Genomic DNA, 7095 nt, shown 5'->3' with positions numbered 1-7095 from the left:
GAGTAAATCTCAGCAGCAGCCCATCTCCCTCCGATGGCGGCGCGGCTCTCCACAGCAGGAGCCGCGCCGCCCCTCTTTTTTCGCCCTGCGGGAAGCCCTGGCGCCTCCGCTCCGCTTCGTCCCATGGGCCCGCGAGTACTTGGCCTTAAGTTGTTGCCACGGCAGTCCGATCAATGCACAGTGCTGAGAACCGCCGGGGTCGTTTGCCCGGCGTACCCGGAAATATGGAGCCCGCCATGCGATGCGCCCGCGCCGTTCTCCTGAGCTGCCTTCTGGCGCTGTGCTTCGCGGCCTCGGCCTGGGCCGACATCACAGCCCTGGCAGGCCAGCCCGAGCAAGGAGCGGCCTCGCCCTCCGGCCTGTCTTCGGACCAGGCCGCCGTGTCCGTCACCTCCACGCCGGTCTCCCCGTCCACCGGGCAAGCCGCCGCCCAGGCCGTTCCGGCGCCCGGCATGCCGGACTTTCCCATCACCAACCGCTACAAAGCCACGGTGTACGGCACCCCGCCCGCGTACCGTCACAAGATTCCGGCCGAGGCCCTGGCCGCCCGGGCCGAGACGCGCAGCATCACGATCGAGGGCCGCCGCGTGCCGGAGCTGTTCTGGTACACCGAGGCCATCGAGTATTCCGCGCTGCTGCAGGACAAAAAGGCCCCGCTGATCTTCATCATCGCGGGCACCGGGGCGCGCTTCAACTCCTCCAAGGTGCAGTTTCTGCAACGCCTGTTCTACAGCGCCGGGTACCACGCGGTGGGCGTGTCCTCGCCCACGCACTTCAACTCCATCGTCAGCCTGTCCAGGCATGGCTTGGCGGGCTACGTGCCCTACGATGTGGACGACCTGCGCACGCTGCTCGGCTGGATCAAGACAGAGGTGGAGGCCAAGGCCAAGGTGACGGGCTACAGCATCACCGGCTACAGCCTGGGCGCGCTGCACGCGGCCTTCCTGGCCGAGCGCGACAGCCGCGAGAAGTTCTTCAACTTCCAGAAGGTGCTGCTCATCAACCCGCCGGTGGACCTGTACAACTCGGCCCTGACCTTCGATTCCTGGCTGAAGGAGACCGACGCCAGGACCGGCGGGCCGGAGCAGGCCGTGAACAAGTTCATCGAAAATTTTTCCGAGTTCTACCAGACCAACCACATCGGCAAGCTGGACAGCGACATCCTGTACCGCTTCTTCCGCAGCCTCGACGTGAACGATACGGAGCTCAAGCAGCTCATCGGCGTGGGCTTCCGCATCACGTCCGCGTCCATGGTCTTCACCTCCGACACTTGTCTGGACGCCGGGTACCTCAAGCCCGCGGGAACGAAGATCGCCACCAACGAACCGCTGCTGCCCTATTTCATCGCCGCCAGCCGCATCTCCTTTGAGAATTACGTGGACGAGTTCCTGCTGCCCTATGTGCAGTACCGCGAGCCCGGCATGACCAAGGAGCGCCTGCTTGGGGCCTGCACCTTGTTGCGGCTGGAGGGCTATTTGCGCAGTGCGCCCAACGTGCTGCTCATCGGCAACGAGGACGATCCGATTCTGAATGGGGCGGAAGTCGCGTTCCTGAAGCAGACCTTCGGCGCGCGCGCCACGCTGTTCTCCAGGGGCGGGCACTGCGGCAACCTGCAGTACACGGGCTTTGCCGCCGAAATGTTGCGGATGATGGCCGTGGAGGACGCACGATGAGCGCCCTGAACTGCATCAGGATGGTCTTCGCCCTGGCCTTGCCGCTTTTTCTGTGTGCCTGTGCGGGGAAGAAGACAGCGCCGGAATACGCCCTGCCGGAGTCCGGCTTCCGCACGCCTGTCTCGCGCGCGGTGCAGGACAGGGACGTGCGCAAGGCCGAGCGGGAGTCCATGCTCACTGTGTATGACCCGGCGGAGCGCGCCAACCGGCTGGTGTACAACTTCAACGCCCGTTTCGACCGCGCGGTGCTGCTGCCCGTGGTGGCGGGCTACCAGTTCGTCTTCCCCGCGCCGGTGCGCACCGGGGTGAGCAATTTCATCGGCAACCTGAACGAGGTGCCGCGCCTGGCCAACAGCGCCATGCAGGGCAGCCAGACCAAGGTCAACCTGACCGTCATCCGCCTGTTCACCAACACGGTGTTCGGCCTGGGCGGCCTGTTCGACGTGGCCACGGGCCTGGGCTTCGAGCGCCAGAACGAGGATTTCGGCCAGACGCTGGGCGTGTGGGGCGTGCCGGAGGGGCCGTACATCGTGCTGCCCTTCTATGGGCCGTCAAACGGCCGCGACACCCTGGGCACCGCGGGCGACATGGTGTTCTCATATTATCAGATGGAATATCTCTTCGACCTTGCGGGCGTTTCCGACCATGCCACGGCGGGCTATGTGAACACCGGCGTGCGCGCCGTGGACACTCGCGCGGACACCCCGTTCCGCTACTACAGCACGGACACGCCCTTCGAGTACGACATCCTGCGCTTCGCCTATTCCAAGGCCCGGTTCCTGCAAATCATGGAATAGCCGCGGCGTGCGGAAGAGCGCGGCGTTGGCTAAAGGTTCAGCAGCCGCAGCAGTTCCGCAGCATCGTCCGTTTCGCCAAGGTCGAGGCGCAGGGGCTGGTCCGGCCCGTTCTCCAGGCGCTGCCCCGGCACCCCCAGCACCAGCTCGCAGGCGCGGTCCAGCAGCGCACGTTCCGCCAGCACATCCGGCCCGTGCACATGCCCCTGGCGCTGCCCCTGCGACAGGCGCACCTCGAAACTGGCCTTGCCGCAGGCGTCCTCAAAGGCCTCGGCCAGGTGCAGCATGCGTGACAGGGCCGCGCGGCGCTCGCGCAGGGCCTCGCGCGGGGCGAAGACTTCGCCCGCCAGATCCAGAAAGCCGAGGGCCCAGGCCGTGAGCGCGGGCAGATCGTCGCCGTCTTCCGCGCGCTCCAGCAGGGCGGCCAGGAAGAACACCCGCGCGGGCGACCATTTGAGGCGGCTGTGGCGCAAAAGGGCGCACAGTCCCTGGCTTTGCTCCTGGTCCGCATCCTTACCACCGCAGCGCCGGCCGATGACCCGGCGGAGCTCCGGCGGGGCCGTGGCCCCCGGCCGCAGGCGCAGCACAAAGCCGCGCACGTCCTCCTGCCGGGCCGGATAGTCCAGGCGTTGGCCGCCCGGCAGCAGCAGGGCCAGGGGCCCGGCCGCAAGGGCCCCCACGCGGCGGGCCAGTTCTGCGGCGTCCGCCTCACCCATGTCCGCCGCGGTCAGGACCGGCTCCAGTTCGCGGCGCATCGCCGCCCCGGGCGAGAAGAGCAGGGCCACGAGCGGCGCGTGCTCACAGGCTCCCGGGTCCGCCGCAAGCAGGGCCAGGGCGCGGGCCGGGTCCGCCTCGCCCAGGGTCTGCCGGATGACCGAAAGGGACTGCGCGTCCAGGGGCAGGCCGCGCTTCAGGTATGCGGCCAGATCTACAGCGAGATCCGCCGCCAGTTCCGCACCCGGCTCGGCCATCGCGGATGTCCCCGCTACTCCTTCACCCCGGCCACGATGCCGGTGTGGTTCGGCCCGCTGAAGCCCAGGCGGGTGATGCGGGTAAGGCCCGCCGCCGCGAGCATGTCGCCCAGTTGCGCCCCGGAGTAGGACTGCCCGCCGTCGGTGCCCAGCAGCATGTTCAGCGAGAACAGGGCCGGGAATTCCGGTCCGTCCAGGCTGTCGGAAAGCAGGAACTCGTGCACCATGAGCACCCCGCCGGGGTTCAGCCCTTGGGCCGCCTTGCGCACGATCTGCGCGGCCATGTCCGGGGCCTCACCGTGCAGGATGTGCGAGAGCCAGGCCAGATCGAAGCCCTGGGGCAGGGCGTCCCGGGTGTAGTCGCCGGGCGCGAAGCCGAGGCGGCCCTGGCTGTAGGACAGTCCGAAGCGCTCGGCCGTGGCCTCGGCAAAGGGCCGGGTGGTGGGCATGTCGAACACCGTGGCCGAGAGGCCGGGGTGGGCCAGGCAGAAGTGGATGGCGTAGGTGCCGGGTCCGCCGCCCAGGTCCAGCAGGCGCGTGCGCCCGGCCATGCCCGGAAGCCCGGCGGCGGCGAGCTGGGCGTCGAGCAGCGGGGCCAGTTTGGGCGCTATGCCCATGGCCATGTTGAACATGCCGAGCAGAAAGTCCTGGCGGTCGGCCTCGGTCCACTGCTGCCCGCCGCGCACGCGTTTGCCCGTGCGCACGGCCTGCTCCAACTGGCCGAAGGATTCCACCAGATTCGCGTGGTGGCGGATGATGTGCCCCTGGTAGCGTGGTGAGCTGCGCACCAGGAAGGCCGCGGCCTGCTCGGAAAGGGCGAAGGCGTCGCCCTCACGCGTCAGCAGCCCCAGGCCGCACATGGCCGTAAGCAGCATGCCCAGGGCGCGGGTTTCGCAGCCAAGGGCCGGAGCCAGCTGGGCGGCCGTGGCCGGGCCTTCGGCCAGGGGCGTGAACAGGTCGAGCTTCACGGCGGCGTGCAGGGCGCAGGACTTCCAGTACGCGCCGGAGAGGGACAAGAGCGGGCCGGGGGAAAGGTCGGCATCGGGCATGGGGGGCTCCTTGGAAGCGGTTTCCGGGATTGGTGCAGCAATAGCGCAGAAAATGCGCGGCAGGCAAGGGCGCGGCCGTCGCGGAAACGTCACACAGTGTTCACCGTGGCAGCACCAACCAGACGTCTGTGCGGGGTAGGCGAGGGGCTTCGGGGCCGGCAGCGGTCCCCACCCCCCGCACAAGGAGCCCGCCATGCGCAACATTCCGGTCTGGGGCAAGATCGCCCTGGGTCTCGCCGCTTCCTCCTTCATCACCCTGGCCGTGGCCGCCGTGGGCTACCTGGGCATCCAGAAGACCGAACGCGCCCTGGCCGACACGGTGAACAGCCGCATGCCCGCCCAGCGGCACCTGGCCGTGCTGCGCCACAGTTTGACCGCCATCCAGCGCGCGGAACGCACCATGCTCATCCCGGAAACCATGGAGAACCCCGTGGTGCTTGAGCGGCAGAAGAACAACCTCACCCGCTACTGGGCCGAGGCCGAGGCGGCCATGAAAGCCCATGAGGCCCTGCCCCGGTTGCCGCTTGCCCCTGCGCAGGGAAACCAAGCCGCAACCAACGCCACGGACGCGGCCAACGGGACCGACGCCGTCTCCGTCGAAAGCCCTGCCTGGGCGGAATTCAAGGAGGCCTGGGAGGCCTGGGGCGCGCGGCACCGCAAGGTGCTGGAGCTTCTGGAGGCTGACATGCGCTTCGGGGCCATGGCCCTTTCCGTGCGCGAGGCCCGCGAGGCCCTGAACCGCGTGGAGCAGGCCCTGGACGCCCTGCAGGCGGAGGAGAGCGCAGGCACGGCGGCTTTCGTGGCCCAGGCCCTGCCCCAGGCGGAAAAGGACCGGCTGGTGCTGCTGGTCGCGGCCGCGCTGGCCGTGCTCACGTCCCTGGCCTTTGGCGCGGTGGTCACCACGAACATCAACCGCCCCCTGAAAAAGACCCTGGCCTTTGCCGAGCGCGTGGCCGCGGGCGACCTCTCGGCCGAGCTGGCCATCGACCGGCGCGACGAGCTGGGCAAGATGGCCCAGGCTCTGCGCAGCATGGTGCAGGAGCTGCAAAAGGAGATCGCCTTGGCTGGCGAGCGCGGCGAGGAGGCTGCGAGCGAGGCCGAGCGCGCGCGTCTGGCCGTGGAGGAAGCGCGCGAGGCGGGCCTCCGGGCCGAGCTTTCGCGCCGGGAGGGCATGCGCAGCGCAGCGGGCCGCATGGCCCAAGTGGTGGAGCGGCTGGCCGCGTCCTCGCAGCAGCTTTCCGCCCAGGTGGAGCAGTCGGCCCGCGGGGCGGTGGAGCAGTCGCGCCTGGCGGGCGATACCGTCTCTGTTGTGGAGCGGCTGCTTACCGGCGTTGCCGAGGCCGAGACCGGGGCCGCCCGCGCGGCCGAGACGGCCGAAACCGCCCGGGCCCGCGCCGGGCAGGGCGCGCAGACCGTGGTCGAGGTGGCCCGCGTGGTGGCCGCCGTGCAGGACCGCGCCGAGGCCCTGCGCCAGAGCATGGACGCCCTGCGCGGCAGGAGCGAAGACATCGGGCGCATCATCACCGTAATTGACGACATCGCCGACCAGACGAATCTGCTGGCCCTCAACGCCGCCATCGAGGCCGCGCGCGCGGGTGACGCGGGCAGAGGCTTCGCCGTGGTGGCAGATGAGGTGCGCAAGCTGGCCGAGAAGACCCAGACCGCCACCAAGCAGGTGGATCAGGCCATCCGGGGCATCCAGACCGAGACCCGCGCCAGCCTGGAGCAGGTGGACCTGGCGGGCCGCGCGGTGAACGAGGCCACCAGCCAGGCCGCGGCCTCGGCCGCCGCGTTGGACGAGATCGTGGCCTTGGCCTCCCAGACCTCGGAGGAGATCCGCGCCATGGCCGTGGCCTCCCGCCACCAGGGCGAGGCCGGGCGCGAGGTGGGCGAATCCGTGGGGCTCATGCGGAGCATCAGCGGACAGACCAGCCTGGCCATGGACGAATCGGCCAAGGCGGTGGTGGAGCTGGCGGACCAGGCCCGCCGCCTGGGCGCCATCGTGGAGGACATCCGCCTGGACTCGAATGACTCGAATGGCGCGGGCGCTGCGGAGGGCGGACCGGGGGCAGGACCGTCCCTGGTGCGCGCGGCCTAGCTGGCCGCAAAGAAAAACGGGCGGCCCCTCCCAACCGGAGGAACCGCCCGTTTGTCGCGTCGAAAGGGGCTAGCGCGTGATTTCCGTGCCGATGCCGCAGGCGGTGAAGAGTTCGAGCAGCACGCAGTTCTCCACGCGGCCGTCGATGATGTGCACCTTTTCCACGCCCGCCATGATGGCCTCCAGCACGCACTGCAGCTTGGGGATCATGCCGCCCACCACCACGCCGTCCTCGATGGCCTTGAAGGCCTGGGTGCTGGTCATGCTGGGGATGAGGTTCTTGTCCTTGTCCAGCACGCCGGGCACGTCGGTCAGCAGGTGCAGGCGCTTGGCGCGCATGGCCCCGGCCACGGCCCCGGCCACGGAATCGGCGTTGATGTTGTAGGTGTTGCCCAGCTCATCCACGCCCACCGGCGCAATGACCGGAATGACGCCGATGTCCATGAGGGACTTGAGCACTCCGGTCTCGATGGCCGTGACCTCGCCCACCTTGCCCAGGTCGATGATCTC

The 7095-nt window shown here is 69.2% G+C and carries 6 protein-coding genes; 3 read left to right on the top strand and 3 right to left on the bottom strand.

Annotated features, from left to right (window positions below; translation table 11 throughout):
- Positions 1-236: 236 nt before the first annotated feature.
- Entirely contained in the window at positions 237-1673 is a 1437-nt protein-coding gene (locus VN419_RS09695) for an alpha/beta hydrolase (RefSeq protein WP_325646938.1), read from the top strand.
- A complete protein-coding gene (locus tag VN419_RS09690) occupies positions 1670-2470 on the top strand; it encodes a VacJ family lipoprotein (RefSeq protein ID WP_325646936.1) in 801 nt (266 codons plus the stop codon). The genes VN419_RS09695 and VN419_RS09690 overlap by 4 nt, the downstream gene beginning before the upstream one ends.
- A gap of 29 nt (positions 2471-2499) precedes the next feature.
- Here the strand turns inward: VN419_RS09690 and VN419_RS09685 are convergent, their stop codons facing one another.
- Together VN419_RS09685 and VN419_RS09680 are read right to left on the bottom strand one after the other, a co-directional pair.
- Entirely contained in the window at positions 2500-3438 is a 939-nt protein-coding gene (locus VN419_RS09685) for a hypothetical protein (RefSeq protein WP_325646934.1), read from the bottom strand.
- A 14-nt stretch (positions 3439-3452) separates the two neighbouring features.
- Positions 3453-4487, bottom strand: coding sequence for a methyltransferase (locus VN419_RS09680; protein WP_325646932.1), 1035 nt, complete (start codon positions 4485-4487; stop codon positions 3453-3455).
- A gap of 193 nt (positions 4488-4680) precedes the next feature.
- Here VN419_RS09680 and VN419_RS09675 point away from each other — a divergent pair, with 193 nt between their 5' ends.
- Positions 4681-6585, top strand: coding sequence for a methyl-accepting chemotaxis protein (locus VN419_RS09675; RefSeq protein WP_325646930.1), 1905 nt, complete (start codon positions 4681-4683; stop codon positions 6583-6585).
- A 69-nt stretch (positions 6586-6654) separates the two neighbouring features.
- Here the strand turns inward: VN419_RS09675 and argB are convergent.
- Positions 6655-7095: acetylglutamate kinase (argB, locus tag VN419_RS09670; RefSeq protein WP_325646928.1), on the bottom strand; the 441-nt coding region annotated here is incomplete at its 5' end.

The organism is Humidesulfovibrio sp. (assembly GCF_035560995.1).
Classification (GTDB): Bacteria; Desulfobacterota; Desulfovibrionia; order Desulfovibrionales; family Desulfovibrionaceae; genus Humidesulfovibrio.
Note: the sequence above shows the minus strand (reverse complement) of the source record. Positions and strands in the feature narration are given on the sequence as shown.

Coding starts and splice junctions, on each gene's coding strand:
- VN419_RS09695 (WP_325646938.1), top strand. CDS start 237: ATGCGATGCGCCCGCGCCGTTCTCCTGAGCTGCCTTCTGGCGCTGTGC.
- VN419_RS09690 (WP_325646936.1), top strand. CDS start 1,670: ATGAGCGCCCTGAACTGCATCAGGATGGTCTTCGCCCTGGCCTTGCCG.
- VN419_RS09685 (WP_325646934.1), bottom strand. CDS start 3,438: ATGGCCGAGCCGGGTGCGGAACTGGCGGCGGATCTCGCTGTAGATCTG.
- VN419_RS09680 (WP_325646932.1), bottom strand. CDS start 4,487: ATGCCCGATGCCGACCTTTCCCCCGGCCCGCTCTTGTCCCTCTCCGGC.
- VN419_RS09675 (WP_325646930.1), top strand. CDS start 4,681: ATGCGCAACATTCCGGTCTGGGGCAAGATCGCCCTGGGTCTCGCCGCT.